Source organism: Candidatus Magnetaquiglobus sp. (assembly GCF_058402785.1).
The window spans coordinates 1-13,364 of the sequence record NZ_JBZVFG010000072.1 but is presented as its reverse complement, the minus strand read 5'-3'; the positions used below and the strand labels follow the sequence as shown (position 1 = coordinate 13,364).

The 13,364-nt window shown below is 62.0% G+C and carries 19 protein-coding genes; 15 read left to right on the top strand and 4 right to left on the bottom strand.

Annotation, left to right across the window (positions count from 1 at the left end):
• The first annotated feature begins 246 nt into the window (after positions 1-246).
• From ACV4UY_RS15830 to ACV4UY_RS15790, 9 genes are all read left to right on the top strand, one after another.
• Positions 247-1,494 (top strand): bifunctional 3,4-dihydroxy-2-butanone-4-phosphate synthase/GTP cyclohydrolase II, encoded by a 1,248-nt coding sequence (locus ACV4UY_RS15830; protein ID WP_491608525.1) that lies wholly within the window; start codon positions 247-249, stop codon positions 1,492-1,494.
• A 7-nt stretch (positions 1,495-1,501) separates the two neighbouring features.
• Positions 1,502-1,981: a 6,7-dimethyl-8-ribityllumazine synthase gene (ribH, locus tag ACV4UY_RS15825; protein ID WP_491608524.1), complete on the top strand. Its 480-nt coding sequence runs from the start codon at positions 1,502-1,504 to the stop codon at positions 1,979-1,981.
• A gap of 134 nt (positions 1,982-2,115) precedes the next feature.
• Entirely contained in the window at positions 2,116-2,640 is a 525-nt protein-coding gene (gene nusB / locus ACV4UY_RS15820; RefSeq protein ID WP_491608523.1) for a transcription antitermination factor NusB, read from the top strand.
• On the top strand, positions 2,637-3,653 hold the full coding sequence (gene thiL, locus ACV4UY_RS15815; RefSeq protein ID WP_491608522.1) for a thiamine-phosphate kinase: 1,017 nt from the start codon (positions 2,637-2,639) through the stop codon (positions 3,651-3,653). Before nusB ends, thiL begins: the two co-directional genes overlap by 4 nt.
• 14 nt (positions 3,654-3,667) lie before the next feature.
• A complete protein-coding gene (locus ACV4UY_RS15810; protein WP_491608521.1) occupies positions 3,668-5,077 on the top strand; it encodes an HD domain-containing phosphohydrolase in 1,410 nt (469 codons plus the stop codon).
• Positions 5,074-6,201, top strand: a complete 1,128-nt coding sequence (locus ACV4UY_RS15805) for a succinylglutamate desuccinylase/aspartoacylase family protein (protein WP_491608520.1) — start codon at positions 5,074-5,076, stop codon at positions 6,199-6,201. The genes ACV4UY_RS15810 and ACV4UY_RS15805 overlap by 4 nt, the downstream gene beginning before the upstream one ends.
• Positions 6,188-6,541 (top strand): ribosome assembly RNA-binding protein YhbY, encoded by a 354-nt coding sequence (gene yhbY, locus ACV4UY_RS15800; RefSeq protein WP_491608519.1) that lies wholly within the window; start codon positions 6,188-6,190, stop codon positions 6,539-6,541. Before ACV4UY_RS15805 ends, yhbY begins: the two co-directional genes overlap by 14 nt.
• A complete protein-coding gene (locus ACV4UY_RS15795; RefSeq protein ID WP_491608518.1) occupies positions 6,538-6,846 on the top strand; it encodes a hypothetical protein in 309 nt (102 codons plus the stop codon). Before yhbY ends, ACV4UY_RS15795 begins: the two co-directional genes overlap by 4 nt.
• A 38-nt stretch (positions 6,847-6,884) precedes the next feature.
• Positions 6,885-7,268 carry a Crp/Fnr family transcriptional regulator gene (locus ACV4UY_RS15790; RefSeq protein ID WP_491608517.1) on the top strand — a complete coding sequence of 128 codons (384 nt, stop codon included), beginning with the start codon at positions 6,885-6,887 and terminating at the stop codon, positions 7,266-7,268.
• A 73-nt stretch (positions 7,269-7,341) separates the two neighbouring features.
• Here ACV4UY_RS15790 and ACV4UY_RS15785 read toward each other — a convergent pair whose 3' ends face one another.
• From ACV4UY_RS15785 to pgeF, 4 genes are read right to left on the bottom strand one after another with little or no spacing between them, the layout of a single operon-like run.
• Positions 7,342-7,617, bottom strand: a complete 276-nt coding sequence (locus ACV4UY_RS15785) for a hypothetical protein (RefSeq protein WP_491608516.1) — start codon at positions 7,615-7,617, stop codon at positions 7,342-7,344.
• Entirely contained in the window at positions 7,605-8,222 is a 618-nt protein-coding gene (locus tag ACV4UY_RS15780) for an NUDIX hydrolase (protein ID WP_491608515.1), read from the bottom strand. The genes ACV4UY_RS15785 and ACV4UY_RS15780 overlap by 13 nt, the downstream gene beginning before the upstream one ends.
• Entirely contained in the window at positions 8,209-8,955 is a 747-nt protein-coding gene (locus tag ACV4UY_RS15775) for a lytic transglycosylase domain-containing protein (RefSeq protein WP_491608514.1), read from the bottom strand. Before ACV4UY_RS15775 ends, ACV4UY_RS15780 begins: the two co-directional genes overlap by 14 nt.
• Positions 8,956-8,980: 25 nt before the next feature.
• Entirely contained in the window at positions 8,981-9,829 is an 849-nt protein-coding gene (pgeF, locus tag ACV4UY_RS15770; RefSeq protein ID WP_491608526.1) for a peptidoglycan editing factor PgeF, read from the bottom strand.
• A gap of 79 nt (positions 9,830-9,908) precedes the next feature.
• Here pgeF and rpsF point away from each other — a divergent pair, with 79 nt between their 5' ends.
• The 6 genes from rpsF to ACV4UY_RS15740 all read left to right on the top strand — a co-directional run bounded on the left by rpsF (position 9,909) and on the right by ACV4UY_RS15740 (position 13,128).
• Entirely contained in the window at positions 9,909-10,337 is a 429-nt protein-coding gene (rpsF, locus tag ACV4UY_RS15765) for a 30S ribosomal protein S6 (RefSeq protein WP_491608513.1), read from the top strand.
• A gap of 141 nt (positions 10,338-10,478) precedes the next feature.
• Positions 10,479-10,850 (top strand): single-stranded DNA-binding protein, encoded by a 372-nt coding sequence (locus tag ACV4UY_RS15760; protein WP_491608512.1) that lies wholly within the window; start codon positions 10,479-10,481, stop codon positions 10,848-10,850.
• Positions 10,851-11,006: 156 nt separating this feature from the next.
• Complete coding sequence (gene rpsR / locus ACV4UY_RS15755) at positions 11,007-11,417, top strand: 30S ribosomal protein S18 (RefSeq protein ID WP_420903713.1); 411 nt, start codon at positions 11,007-11,009, stop codon at positions 11,415-11,417.
• A gap of 34 nt (positions 11,418-11,451) precedes the next feature.
• Positions 11,452-12,420, top strand: coding sequence for a DUF2232 domain-containing protein (locus ACV4UY_RS15750; RefSeq protein ID WP_491608511.1), 969 nt, complete (start codon positions 11,452-11,454; stop codon positions 12,418-12,420).
• 2 nt (positions 12,421-12,422) lie between these two features.
• Positions 12,423-12,875 carry a 50S ribosomal protein L9 gene (rplI, locus tag ACV4UY_RS15745; RefSeq protein ID WP_420903715.1) on the top strand — a complete coding sequence of 151 codons (453 nt, stop codon included), beginning with the start codon at positions 12,423-12,425 and terminating at the stop codon, positions 12,873-12,875.
• A 25-nt stretch (positions 12,876-12,900) separates the two neighbouring features.
• Entirely contained in the window at positions 12,901-13,128 is a 228-nt protein-coding gene (locus ACV4UY_RS15740; RefSeq protein ID WP_491608510.1) for an FmdB family zinc ribbon protein, read from the top strand.
• Positions 13,129-13,364: the final 236 nt, after the last annotated feature.

Below are 13,364 nucleotides of genomic sequence, written 5' to 3'. Positions count from 1 at the left end.
CGCGAAAATGGGCTTATCTGTGTAAAGCGCGCGAACGGTATAAAGCAATGAGTCACAAGGGCTTTGCCCTTGGATCCCACCAGGGGCCATTGGCCCCTGGACCCCGCCAAATGTAGGGGTCCTGAGTAGTTACAGATACAAGACCACAGTCGCGGGGCTCGGCCCCGTCCCCGCCGGAGACGATCATCGCCCCCGGACCCCGTAACCGTTTTTTTGAACCGTCATCCAAACAGGATCAAGAGCGTCATGGAGTTCCAGTTCGATTCGATCGACGAGGTGATCGAGGATTTCCGTCAGGGTCGCATGGTGATCCTGGTGGACGACGAGGATCGCGAGAACGAGGGGGATTTCGTGATCCCGGCCCAGTTCGCCAGCGCGGAAGCGATCAATTTCATGGTGATGCACGGTCGTGGACTGGTCTGCCTGGCCCTGACCGGCGAACGGTCGCGACAGTTGCAGCTCCCGCTGATGGTCGCGGACAACAATGCCCAGTTCAAGACCGCCTTCACGGTGTCGATCGAGGCCAAGACCGGCGTCACCACCGGCATTTCGGCCCACGATCGGGCACGTACCGTGGCCGTGGCCATCGACGATGCCAGCTCGCCGTGCGATCTGGTGCGACCGGGCCATATCTTTCCGCTGGTGGCCAAGGATGGCGGCGTGCTGGTGCGCGCGGGACACACCGAAGCCTCGGTGGATCTGGCCCGCCTGGCCGGACTCAAGCCCTCCGCGGTGATCTGCGAGATCCTCAAGGCGGATGGCAGCATGGCGCGTGTGCCGGATCTGATCGAGCTGGCGCGGCGCATGGGCCTCAAGATCGCCACGATCGCGGATCTGATCTCCTTTCGCACAGCCCATGAACAGCTGGTGCGGCGGGTGGTGGAGACCCGCATGCCCACCGATTTCGGCGGCGAGTGGCGGCTGATCATCTTTGCCAACCAGGTGGACGATTTTCAGCATGTGGCGCTGGTCAAGGGGGAGATCGACCCCGAAGAGCCGGTGCTGGTGCGGGTCCACTCCGAGTGTCTGACCGGTGACGTGTTCGGCAGTCAGCGTTGCGACTGCGGCAGTCAGCTCCACGCCGCCATGCGTCAGATCGGTCAGGAGGAACGGGGCATCCTGCTTTATCTGCGTCAGGAGGGGCGCGGCATCGGCCTGGTCAACAAGATGCACGCGTACAATCTGCAAGATCAGGGGTTCGACACGGTGGAGGCCAATCTGGAACTCGGCTTCCCGGCGGATCTGCGCGATTACGGCATCGGCGCCCAGATCCTGCGCGATCTTGGCGTGCGGCGTCTGCGCATCCTGACCAACAATCCCAAAAAGATCATCGGGCTGGAAGGGTACGGGATGGAGGTGGTCGAGCGCGTGCCGATCGAGATCCCGGCCCGTTCCGGCAATGCGGCCTATCTGGAGGTCAAGCACCACAAGATGGGTCACCTGCTGCGGCAGTTCGCGGGTGCGGACAAGGCGGCGTCAGAGTCTGGGGAGTGAGATCGGCATGAGCAGTGACATCAAAACGGTGGAAGGCCATCTGGATGCCAGTGGCGCACGCTATGCGCTGGTGGTGGCCCGTTTCAACAGCTTCATCACCGAACGGTTGCTCGAAGGGGCGGTGGATGCTCTGTTGCGTCATGGGGCGAGCCGGGAATCGCTCACCGTGTTGCGGGTGCCGGGCGCCTTCGAGATCCCGATGGCCGCCCAGAAAGCCGCTCAAAGCGGTCGTCATGACGGGGTGATCTGTCTGGGTGCGGTGATTCGCGGTTCCACGCCCCATTTCGATTACGTCTCCGCCGAGGTGAGCAAGGGGGTGGCGGCGGTGAGTCTGGAGAGCGGCATTCCGGTCGGCTTCGGGGTGCTGACCACCGATACCCTGGAGCAGGCGATCGAACGGGCCGGCTCCAAGGCCGGCAACAAGGGGTGGGAGACCGCGTTGAGCGTGGTCGAGATGATCGACCTGTTGAAGAAACTGGCTGGATAGTCTCATCAGCTGTCGAGCAAGGTCGGCGCGTGCGAGAGGGGGGCGGTATCAGGCCTTCCTCTCTTTTTTTCAGAAGTTTTTCGCAGATGACGTAGCAGGTCGGACAATCACGCAGAGGGATTTGATCATTGAGCATGAATGGCATTTCATCGCATCCACGGTCGGGAACGGGATCGGGCGCGGCCAACGGGACGCGGACCGGGACTCCGGAGAACGGCACGGGATTGAGTCGTCACAAGGCCCGCGAGTTGACCTTGCAGGCTCTCTATCAGTGCGACATCACCGGCGATGGGATCCATCGCGCCGTGGTGCAGTTGTGCGAGGACAACGCGGACGGTCGCGCGGATCTGGATTACTTTCAAAAGGTGGCCGCCGGCACCTGGAGCCGGCTCGAGGAGTTGGATCACTGGATCACCCTGGGGGCGAACAACTGGTCGTTGTCGCGCATCTCCACCATCGACCGGAACATCCTGCGCCAGGGGATCTATGAGTTGTTGGCCGAGCCGGAGTTGCCGGTTCAGGTGGTGATTCACGAAGCCATCGAGCTGTCCAAGCGCTACGGCGGGGATGGTTCGGGGGCGTTCGTCAACGGTGTGATGGACAACGTGGCGGGTCGGATTCGTGCCACGCGGGCGCAAACCGAGGGAGGTATCCCATGAAGGAGGAGATCGCCACGACCCTGGCCTCGGTCGGGGAGTTTCCGTTGATTCGGGAGTTCTTCCAGCCATTGCGTTTGGAAGGGGTGGCCGGGGTGGTGGCCGGGATCGGGGACGACGCGGCGGTTTTGGCCGTGCCGCGCACCCAGCAGTTGCTGGCTACGGTGGATGCCCTGATCGAGGGGATCCATTTTTCCGCCACCGACGATCCGTTTCTGCTTGGACAGAAGGCGTTGCGGGTGAATCTGTCCGACATCGCGGCCATGGGCGGCAAGCCGAACTGGTATCTGTTGTCGGTGGGTCTGCCGGGAGATACCCCTTCCCAGTGGCTGGCGGAGTTCACCCGCGGGCTGCGTGCCTGTGGCGAGCGGTATGGGGTGACGATCGTGGGAGGCAATACCACGGGATCCTCGTCCGGTCGTACGATTCATGTGACCATGTTCGGTCTGGTGGGTCAGGGGCGGGCCTTGTCGCGGGGGGTTGCCGAGGTGGGGGATCGGATTTTCGTGACCGGCACCGTGGGCGATGCGACGCTGGGTTTGGCGGTACGGCAGGGGATGTTGACCGGGCTGGACGAGGCGGACCAGCGTTATCTGGAGGGGCGTCTGGATCTGCCGGAACCACGGGTGGCGTTGGGGGTGGCGTTGGCCGATGCCGCGGCGGTACGCGGGGTGATCGATGTGTCCGATGGGTTGGTGGCCGATCTGGGGCACATTTGCGAGGCGTCGGGCAAGGGGGCGCGGGTGGAGGTCGGACGGATTCCGTTATCCGAGGCTGCGCGGCGTTTGGTGTTGCACGATCCGGGGTTGATGCGCCGCATGCTGACCGGTGGTGAGGATTACGAGTTGTTGTTCACGGTCGCGCCGGGTGCGGTGGAGATGGTGCGCACGTTGGGGGAGCGGATTGGAGTGCCGGTGACCGAGATCGGGGAGATCGTCGCGGGGGCGGAGGTTGACGTGGTGGGGTTGGATGGGGAGCGCGTGGTGGTGGAACAGGGGGGGTGGCGGCATTTTTAGGGGTGTAACGGGCGATGCGGCAGACGAAACTCTCACTGACCCAGAAGGTTCTTGGCGGATCGCTGCTGGGATTCGCGATCACGATCTATTGGTTGGTGATCGTTTCCGAGACTCAGCTGGAGCGGGCGATGCTGGATCAGGTCTACCGACATGCCCAAAGCTACCTGGTGAGCATTGCCCGTCTTCTGGAGGCCATGCCATCCGGGTCCAGCCGTGAGCAGTATCGGCAGGTTCTGTTGTCCGGTTTCGAACCCGAACGTCTGGCACATCTGGATTTCAAGCCCAGGGAGATCTATCTGTACACGGATCGGGGCCAGGTGATCGGTCATACGATGGTCGGAGATCACCCCGACAAGCCCATGGATGGGGTGTATGGTCAGGTGATTCGGGAAGGCAAGGCGATCATTTCGTCGGACCTGGCCACGGTGATCGAAAATCGGGAGTTCGATGGGCATCCGACCGTGGATGTCATCATTCCGGTTCGTTTGGGAGGTCGGCAGGTCAACGCCGGTCTTGAGGCGGAGCTGGACATGGCCGAGCTGATGCGCCAGATCCGGATCAACGACGATGCCTACGAAAAACGGATCGTGCTGTTGATAACCGCCTCAAGTGTATTACTGTTGTTATTTGTATGGTGGTTGATGCACCATCTGGCCATTCGTCATGTGCGGCGATTTTCCCAAACCATGTCCCGCTTTGGTTCGGGTGAGCTGGATGCGCGCATCCCCTTGTCCTTGCCGGGGGACGAAATCGGAGAGCTTGGACGTGCCATCAACGGCATGGCCGACAACATCGGACGGCTGATGCGCGAACAGGAGGAGAGCTATCTGCAAACGCTTCAGGCGTTGAGCAAGGCCCTGGAGGCCAAGGATGCCTACACGCAAAGCCACTCGGCGCGCGTATCGAAATACTCGGTCAAACTGGGGAAACATCTGGGGCTTTCCGAAGAGCGTTTGAAAAGCCTCAACAAGGGTGCCCTGATGCACGATCTGGGCAAGATCGGGGTGCCGGATGCCATTTTGAACAAGCCGGGGCCTCTGACGGATGAAGAGTATGCGATCATGCGCGGACATGCGCGCTACACGGCGACGATCATGCGTCCGTTGCATCGGTTTCACGAGTTTTTGGAAATTGCCGCCTGGCATCATGAGCACTGGGATGGCAGTGGCTATCCGGACGGTCTTGCCGGGGAGAACATTCCGCTGTTGGCGCGCATCGTGTCGATTGCCGATACCTGGGATGCCATGACCGGGGATCGGGTTTACCGCAAGGGCATGTCTCCGGCCAGGGCCATGGAGATTCTGGAACGGGAGAAGGATTCCGGGCAGTGGGATCCGCAATTGTTACAGACGTTTCTTGGCCTGATGCGGGCCGAGTCCATGGAGGATGAACCGGCGATGTCCAGGAGCGCGGGCGTGGGATGACCGAACGACGCAAACGCTCGAAGAAAATCGATCCCTTCGAAATCGTCGGCCAAAGGATTCAACCGGGCGAACAGGCGGTGGCCCACATCCCGGTGACCCGCCTGCATACCCATACCCCGGTCGATCTGACGGTGCATGTTTTTCATGGTCGTCGTCACGGCCCCTGCCTGTTCGTGAGCGCCGCCCTGCACGGGGATGAACTCAACGGCATCGAGATCTGCCGCCGCCTGATGCGCCAACGGGTGTTGCGCGGTCTGCGCGGTACCCTGCTGGTGATCCCGGTGGTCAACGTGCTGGGGTTTTTGCACCACAACCGCTATTTTCCGGATCATCGGGATCTGAACCGGTCGTTTCCAGGCCTGGCGCACGGCTCGCTGGCGGCACGCACCGCGGATTTGTTCATGCGCCAGATCGTGGCGCGCGCCACCCATGGCATCGACCTGCATGCCGGTACGCGCCAACGCTACAACCTGCCGCAAACGCGTGGCAAGGCGGGTAACGAGGCGGTCGAAGCCATGGCACGGGCGTTTCACGCCCCGGTGCACCTCCAGGCCGATCTGCTGGATGGGTCGTTGCGCGCCGCCGCCGATCAAGCCGGCGTGCCGGTGTTGCTCTACGAGGGGGGCGAGGCGCTGCGCCTGGACGAGGTGGCCATCCAGGCTGGCTTGAAGGGGATTCTGGGGGTAATGCGCCACCTGGAGATGCTCGAAGGGAGCAAAACGCCAACGGTCGGGTCCGGCGTACCGGACCGGGGGAACACCCCTCCAGCCCAGGCCCGAGGCACCCCCTTTCGAGAGACCCACGGACGGTGGTGGGTGGCTCGTTCCAGCCGCTGGGTGCGCGCCCCGGAGAGCGGCTTGATGCTGCCGGAAAAACGGGTCGGCGCCCATGTGCGCAAGGGGGAGTTGCTCGGCCATGTGGCCAATCCCCTGGGTTCGGAAATGGTCGAGGTGCGCGCCGATCGCGAAGGGGTGATCATCGGTCACACCAACCATCCCCTGGTCCATCAGGGGGATGCGCTGTTCCATGTCGCTTTTGTCCCGGATGCCGGGGCCCTGCAAGAGATGGTGCAGGGAACCTTGGGCACCGTCCTGCACGAGGGTTTGAACGATGAATTCATGTGACGAGACCACCACCACGACACAGGGCGACGCCACCGACGCGTTGACCCCCACCCAGCGCAAGCATCTGCGTGGACTGGCGCACGGCCTGCAACCGGTGGTATGGGTGGGAAAGGAGGGTCTGAGCCTCAATTTGTTGGCCGAGATCGAACGGGCCCTGGAGGATCATGAGCTGATCAAGATCAAGTTCAACGATTACAAGGAGGAGAAGTCCCTGATCCGCGAGGAGATCGAACTCGCCACCGGGTGCGCCCACGCGGGGACCATCGGCCATGTGACGATTCTCTACCGTCCGCGCCGCGAGGTGGCCAAACGCAAGATCGTGTTGCCCGTCAAGCCATGAGCGGCGGTCCGGGCGGGGTGGTGCGCCACGAGGTGCGCCTGGAAGGTGCGGTGCCGGTGGCGGTGACCCTGGTGCTGGCGCGGGGTGCGGAGGTGGAGGTGGATCTGGTGCGACACACGGTGACGCAACGGGCCGGTGCGCCGTTGAAGCCGCGTCATGAGGCGTGGGTCCGGGAGATCGGGGCCTATCTGGCGGGCCAGCATCTGCTCGAGAGCGCCGAGGCGCGACGTGAGAGCCAGACCGACGGGCGCGCGGCGATCACCTTCGAACCGCGTCCCAAGCCGGGGATGATCTGGTGGGGATGAGTCGCGAACAGGGGGGAACGGACCAGGAGGGTGAGACCATGTGGATGGGGAACGGGGATCCGGAAAAACGGGCGCTCTTGGATCTGTGGCGGGAGTTGGAAGCCGGGGAGCGGCAGACGCTGTTGCGGTTCGGACGGTTTTTGATCAGCGACCGGCCTCAGACCGGGAGCGGTGCGCCGGTCGAGGTCGTTTCCGTGGAGCCGCTGGCCATTCCACGTCCCGAGGTGGAGAGCGCGGTGGCGGGATTGAAGCGGTTGAAACGGACCTATCCGATGATCGAGGCGGACGGCGCGGTGCTGTCCGAGGCGTCGCGGATTCTGATGGGCAAGGTGACCGGGGCCACGGACCGGGAGATCATCGATCAGCTGGAGGTTTTCTTCGGCGGGTGTTATGAGACGTGGCGGGAGAAACGCGGGACTTGAGTCGCGCGCCGTGGGCGGGGTGGAAGGATCCCGCCCGTTTTCTCACGATCTCCGGAGGGGTGGGGAAGGGGGATCACGGTCCCTTGGGAGCGGGCGCGGTCAGACGCGGCGGGGGTTGATGCTCTCCCGGATCCTTGCGGGTGGTGAGGAGATCCTCCAGGACCAGTCCGAGCAGAGATGCCAGCACCACTGCGGCCAGCCACCCTCCCACGCGCCCTTCCAACCAGGATGGGACGGGCAACGGCTCCGGTGCGGAGGCGGGGTGCAGGGCCCGCCAGATCATGCCGATCCCGTACACCAACCCGAACAGGGTGGCCACGCCAAGCGTCAAAAAGATCAGGATGCGCATCCCATTCTCGTCAAAAGAGCGACGCTCAATTGCGTCATGACTCTGGCGGTCGCGCCCCAGACCCGATTGCCCTGATGGTCGAAATGGTCGGCCCGCGGAGAGAGATTGACCGCTTCCAGAAAGAATTGCAAGGGAATCAGGAGTGTTTCCGCGACTTCGGCTGGATCCGGGGTCAGAACGAAGGGTGGATCGAGCCGGGCTGCGAAGGGATGGATCAAAAAGCCGGTGACCTGGGTCGGCGTGGGGGGCAAGAGTCCAAGGATCGCCGAGGGATCGAGACGGATTCCCAGTTCTTCTTCCATCTCCCGAAGGGCGGTGTGCAACGGGGAGGGATCCTCGGGTTCGGCGCGACCGCCGGGAAAGCCGATTTGTCCGGGGTGGTGGGCCACGCTCTGGGTGCGGCGGATGAACAGAAGATCCCAGCTTTCGCCGTTGGGGATGAGCGGTATGATGACTGCGGCCTCGACCATGGCGGTGGGAAAAGAGAAGCGGGCCGCATGAACTGGCCCGCTTTTTTCATACAGAGAGGAAACGATGCACGCCTCGGTGCAACGGGCGTTCAGGAGCGACGGCTCCACCAACGGGAGGCGCTCACTGGGCGGCACGGAGCACGGGGACGGATTCGCCATCGACCGGTTCACTCAGGGCCATGGCGAATTGCGGAATGCGTCTGCCGTTGTTCGCCGAGGGGTTGACGAGATCATGCCGTGCCTGGGCATGCGTTCGCTGGATCGTCAGGTTGGGCGAGGGCGGTGGGGCTGCCCTGGACGGGATATCCTGTTTGTTGAGACGTGCCTGTTTGGTGGGGATGGATTTGTCACCCGGATGCTTTCTGGATGCCAGGGAACGTTTTTTGCTGTTGGCGGTTTTCTGGTAGTAGTCCAACACCTTGCCCACGTAGCGTTGGGTTTCGGTGAGGGGCGGGACCCCCTGATAGCGTTCGACCATTTTGGGTCCGGCGTTGTAGGCGGCCAGGGCGTGGGGGATTTTTGGGAACTGTTTGAGCATTTGATTGAGATACCGGGCGCCGCCGCGCAGATTCTGCTCCGGGTTGTGGATGTTTTTGACCCCGACGAGTTTGGCGGTTTCGGGCATGAGCTGCATCAGGCCGATGGCTCCGTCCGGTGAGACGCTTTCGTTGTTGAAGTCCGATTCGGTGGCCACCACGGCGCGCAGCAGATCGGGATCGAGATTTTCCTGGATGGCGATCTTGGTGATCAGGCGGTCCAGGGGGGTATCGGCCCTGGCGTTGGCCGGAGCGATGGAGATGGCGACCGTGAGCCAGAACAGAGCGGTCAGCCGGTTGATGTGGAACTCCCGACGGGAGGTCCACGTCACGGGGGTGGAGGGGGTGGTTCCCCCATCAGGTGATTCCGCGGGGAGGGAGGAGCAGGATACCGGACAGTTGACGTCCGCAAGGATCCTGGTGTCGATGAACCGCGCGGCGGTGACTGAAGAAAAAGGATTCCAGAGCATAGGTACATTGTTCCAGATTGAAGATTTGACGAGCGTCAAGTCCGGTCTTGATGAGCCGTGCAAGGACGTATCCAGGTAAATCAAAGGCCATCCTAGCCGATTTCTTCTCCATAGAAAAGAAATTTTGGCAATCCATGCCAATTTTATCCTGTGTTGCAATAATAACTTGTTCTCGAAAGTCAGTGTTTACTTCATAATGCTTCGGACCGATACATGGACCGATCAGCACCCGCAAGTGTTCCAGACAGGCCCCGTTTTCCAGCAGGACAGTCAGGGTATTCTCCAGGATTCCGGCCACCGCGCCGCGCCAGCCGGCATGCGCCGCCGCGACGATGCGTCGTTCGGGATCGGCGAAGAGCACCGGCGTGCAATCGGCGGTGAGCACCGCGGCCACCACGCCGGGGCGATCGGTGACCACCGCGTCGGCATCGGGACGGGGGCCTCTCCAGCCGGCGACGGCCACGGTATCGCCATGCACCTGATTGACCAGGGCCAGTTCCCTGGCATGGGGGGCCAGGGCGGCGAGCAGCGACGCCCGGTTGTGGGCGACGTGCGCGGGATCGTCGCCCACATGATCCCCGAGATTGAACCCGGCCCAGCTCCCCGTGCTCACCCCGCCCCGTCGGGTGGTGAAAAAGGGGAGAATTCCCGGACACGCGACGGAATTTTTCCAGGGAAAAAGGATATTCTCTTGATTTTCCGGTTCCGGGCTGTAACAATGGTGTGTTTTCTTCATCATTGAAGCCTATTAACTCCTTGCTCCTGGGCTAGCGCCTTGGGGCCAGCCGTCCGAAACAAAACCGAAAGGAGGCGCCGTGGCTTATTACGAGTCAATCTTCATTGTACGCCCGGATCTGACCACCGAACAGGTGGATCAGGTCGCGGCTCGCGTGGCCGAGATCATCACCGCCAATGGCGGAACGATTCTGCTGCACGAGATGTGGGGTCGCCGTCAACTGGCCTATCCACTCAAAAAGAACACCAAGGGCTATTATGTCTTCAATCTGGTCGAAGGGGGCGGCGCGCTGATCGCCAACCTGGAGTCCCGCTTGATGATCGACGAGGATGTGCTGAAATTCCAGAACATTCGCGTCAAGAGTGCCAATCTCAACCCGTCGCCGCTGGCTCCGTCCGCCGAGCGTGCCGCCGAGGAGTCCGAGCGTCTGCTGCCGGGTGACGAGGGGTATGGCGAGCCGGATGAAGAGTACGGCGAAGACGAGGAAGAGGAAGAACTGGAGGTCTGATCCGTTCGGTCCCGGGCGATTCCCGCCGGGTCGCGAAACGGGTCCGGCTTGGGGCCTCCTCCCGGAGCAGGGCGTTGAAGCGTGGCACTCCCGTCAGGGAGTCTCACGGGTGGGGGCATCAGGCGGGTTGAACGGATGAGCATGGCCGGAGAAACGCGACCGAATCCCGACGTCACCGTGGCGGAAGCGACACGGGCCACCAACTCCGTGGAGTTGGAAGGCCGACTGATCGAACCGGTCGATTTCCGGGTCACCCCCGCGGGTCGGGCGGTCGCCACGCTGGAGTTGGAGCATCTCTCCACCCACGACGATCCGGAACCGGGTCTGCGGCTGGAGGTGCGCATGGTGGTGGTGGCCATGGGGCCCCTGGCGGAACGGTATCGCGCGTGCGCGGTCGGTTCGATGCTGCGGGTCCAGGGACGACTGAACCAAAAACGGTGGATCCGCGATGATCGGGTGCGCTGGGGTCGTCTGGAGTTGCTCGCCAGGGAGATCCAACGGGTCGATCCGTGATCCGAAGCGCGCAAGCCGGGAACATCGGTCTTTCGCGCAAGCCGGGGATGTCGCTCGACATCGCACGCTTGAAGTTCAGAGGTGTTCACAAACGATCACGCGTCATGCCGGTCATTTCCGGATGGCGCGACAACCATATCGATTGAGGTAGTTGACATGTCCGATCAAGACAACGATTCCAACGAGAGCAACGCGGGCAACGAGGGTGGATCGTCCCGTTATTCGGGTCGTCCGGGCGGTGGTTTCCGTCCCGGCATGGGGCGCTCGGGTGGTCGTCCGGCTCCGGGTGGCGCCGGTGGCGCCCGTCCGGCGGGCGCGGGCGGCGCTCCAGCCGCAGGTGGTTTCCGTCGGCCCTTTTTCCGCCGTCGCAAGGTGTGCGTCTTCTGTGCCGACAAGGCGCTGGAGATCGATTACAAGGATCCCAAGCTGATGCTCCGCTTCATCACCGAGCGTGGCAAGATCGTTCCCAGCCGGATCACCGGCGTGTGTGCCCCCCATCAGCGTCGTCTGAGCAAGGCGATCAAACGCGGACGCAACATCGCCTTGTTGCCGCATCTGGTCAAGTGAGTCGGCTTCGGCCACGCCGGTCGGAGGCCGATCCATGCGTCCGCTCAGTTGGGTGACCAATCCGGTTTTTGCCGGTACCCAGGCCCTGGTGCTGATGATTCTGCCCATGGGGCTGCCCGTGCTCGTGCCGTTGCAGATCTTCGCCCCCTTGCCGGTGCTTCTCACCGCGCTCTGGGGCGGAGCGCAATCGGCCTGGATCGGCGCCACCATTCCGGTGGTGGGTGCCTTTCTGCTTGGGGATGGTTTGCGGTTTCCGCTGACCGCATTTTTGCTGTTTTTCGGCTTTCCCATGCTGGCGGCGCATTTGATTCGTGCCGGCTGGAGAGTCAACCAATGTCTGGCATCGGCGTTTCTGCTCGGCATGGGGGCCTTGCTGTTGTTGTTCGTCTGGTCCCTGGTGATGGGGTTGGACATGCAGGCCGAGACCGCCTTGCAACTGGAGGGCTTCAAGAACAAGGTGCTTGCCGCCATTGCCAAGGAGGGCGGCAATGCCGTGGTCTTGACCGAGGCGCGCGCCGTACTGACTCCGATTCTCGACATGCTGGCTCTGCTCATGCCGGCTTTCGTGGTATCGGGTTGGTTTTTGATGCAGGTGATCAATCTGTTGGCGGCCCGTTTCCTGGTGCGTCGATGGGGTGGGGAGGGTTTGTTCGCCGGTGAGGATCTCACCGAGTGGCGTCCGCCGTTCCAGCTGGTTTGGGTGGTGATCGCCTCCGGGGTGTTCGCCTATGCGGCCCAGGGTTTTTCCAGGCAGTTGGGGGCCAATCTTTTTCTGTTGTTCACCATCCTTTATTTTCTGCAGGGGATGGCGATCATTCAGGCCGGCTTTCGTCGTCATGCTGTTGCGGGTGTATGGCGTACGTTGTTTTATCTGGCGTTGTTTTTCTGGCATCATGTCGTGTTGTTCGTGGCGGCTGTGGGCCTGTTCGATATTTGGGTTGATTTTCGCAAACGTTTCTTTCGTACCAGCCATGACGGGGACGATTCCCCTGGGAGTGAATAGCCATGGAAGTAATTCTGTTGGAAAAGATTGGCAAGTTGGGTGATTTGGGTTCCGTGGTTGCGGTGCGTCCGGGCTATGGCCGCAACTTCCTGATCCCGGAGGGCAAGGCGTTGCCGGCCACCAAGCGGAATCTCGAGCGGTTCGAGTCGGAGCGGGTGGCTTTCGAGGCGCGTCAGCAGGAGATCCTGGAGCGGGCGCAGGCTTTGGCTGCCCGGATTGCCGGGGTTGAGGTGGTGTTGGATCGGCCAGCCGGATCGGGTGACAAGTTGTTTGGTTCGGTGACCAATTCCGACATTGCCGGTTTCTTCACCGAGCGTGGCATCGAGACGCCGCGTGGTTCGATCGACGTGCCTCGTCCGATTCGCACGTTGGGTGAGCATGTGGTGCGCATTCGTTTGCATCCGGACATCATCCCCGAGGTGAAGGTTCGGGTGGAGCGGCGGGTCAACCGTTGATGGTTTTGGGTGATGAGGTGTGACGATGGCGCTTTATGATTACAAGTGCGATGCGTGTGGTGTGTGTTTCGAGCGGGATCATCCCATGTCGGCCCCGCCGGTGAAGGTTTGTCCGGAGTGTGGTGCCGAGAAGGTGCGCAAGATTCTCTCCACGGGTGGGATTCAGATTGGCGGGTCGCGGAGTGTATCGCCGCCGCCGGCCATGCCGTGTGGATCGGGTGGTTGTGGTGGGGGGATGTGCGGTTTGGGGTGAGTGGTTGTTGTTGAATTGGGTTATGGCGCCGTTCGTGGGGGAACCTGCGGGCGGCGTTTTTTTTGGGGGGTGGGGAAAACTGGTGAGGTTCGGGGCGAAGCTCTGAGGTTATGATTTTTATCTTTATATTACTTTTTTTATTTCACGCGCTCTTCACGATAAGCGATTTTGCGCGTTTTTTGCACTAGGGCGTGTTGACATTCAATAATTTGATCCATATCCTGTCTCGCAGGAGG

Coding starts and splice junctions, on each gene's coding strand:
- ACV4UY_RS15830 (WP_491608525.1), top strand. CDS start 247: ATGGAGTTCCAGTTCGATTCGATCGACGAGGTGATCGAGGATTTCCGT.
- ribH (WP_491608524.1), top strand. CDS start 1,502: ATGAGCAGTGACATCAAAACGGTGGAAGGCCATCTGGATGCCAGTGGC.
- nusB (WP_491608523.1), top strand. CDS start 2,116: ATGAATGGCATTTCATCGCATCCACGGTCGGGAACGGGATCGGGCGCG.
- thiL (WP_491608522.1), top strand. CDS start 2,637: ATGAAGGAGGAGATCGCCACGACCCTGGCCTCGGTCGGGGAGTTTCCG.
- ACV4UY_RS15810 (WP_491608521.1), top strand. CDS start 3,668: ATGCGGCAGACGAAACTCTCACTGACCCAGAAGGTTCTTGGCGGATCG.
- ACV4UY_RS15805 (WP_491608520.1), top strand. CDS start 5,074: ATGACCGAACGACGCAAACGCTCGAAGAAAATCGATCCCTTCGAAATC.
- yhbY (WP_491608519.1), top strand. CDS start 6,188: ATGAATTCATGTGACGAGACCACCACCACGACACAGGGCGACGCCACC.
- ACV4UY_RS15795 (WP_491608518.1), top strand. CDS start 6,538: ATGAGCGGCGGTCCGGGCGGGGTGGTGCGCCACGAGGTGCGCCTGGAA.
- ACV4UY_RS15790 (WP_491608517.1), top strand. CDS start 6,885: ATGTGGATGGGGAACGGGGATCCGGAAAAACGGGCGCTCTTGGATCTG.
- ACV4UY_RS15785 (WP_491608516.1), bottom strand. CDS start 7,617: ATGCGCATCCTGATCTTTTTGACGCTTGGCGTGGCCACCCTGTTCGGG.
- pgeF (WP_491608526.1), bottom strand. CDS start 9,829: ATGAAGAAAACACACCATTGTTACAGCCCGGAACCGGAAAATCAAGAG.
- ACV4UY_RS15760 (WP_491608512.1), top strand. CDS start 10,479: ATGGCCGGAGAAACGCGACCGAATCCCGACGTCACCGTGGCGGAAGCG.
- rpsR (WP_420903713.1), top strand. CDS start 11,007: ATGTCCGATCAAGACAACGATTCCAACGAGAGCAACGCGGGCAACGAG.
- ACV4UY_RS15750 (WP_491608511.1), top strand. CDS start 11,452: ATGCGTCCGCTCAGTTGGGTGACCAATCCGGTTTTTGCCGGTACCCAG.
- rplI (WP_420903715.1), top strand. CDS start 12,423: ATGGAAGTAATTCTGTTGGAAAAGATTGGCAAGTTGGGTGATTTGGGT.
- ACV4UY_RS15740 (WP_491608510.1), top strand. CDS start 12,901: ATGGCGCTTTATGATTACAAGTGCGATGCGTGTGGTGTGTGTTTCGAG.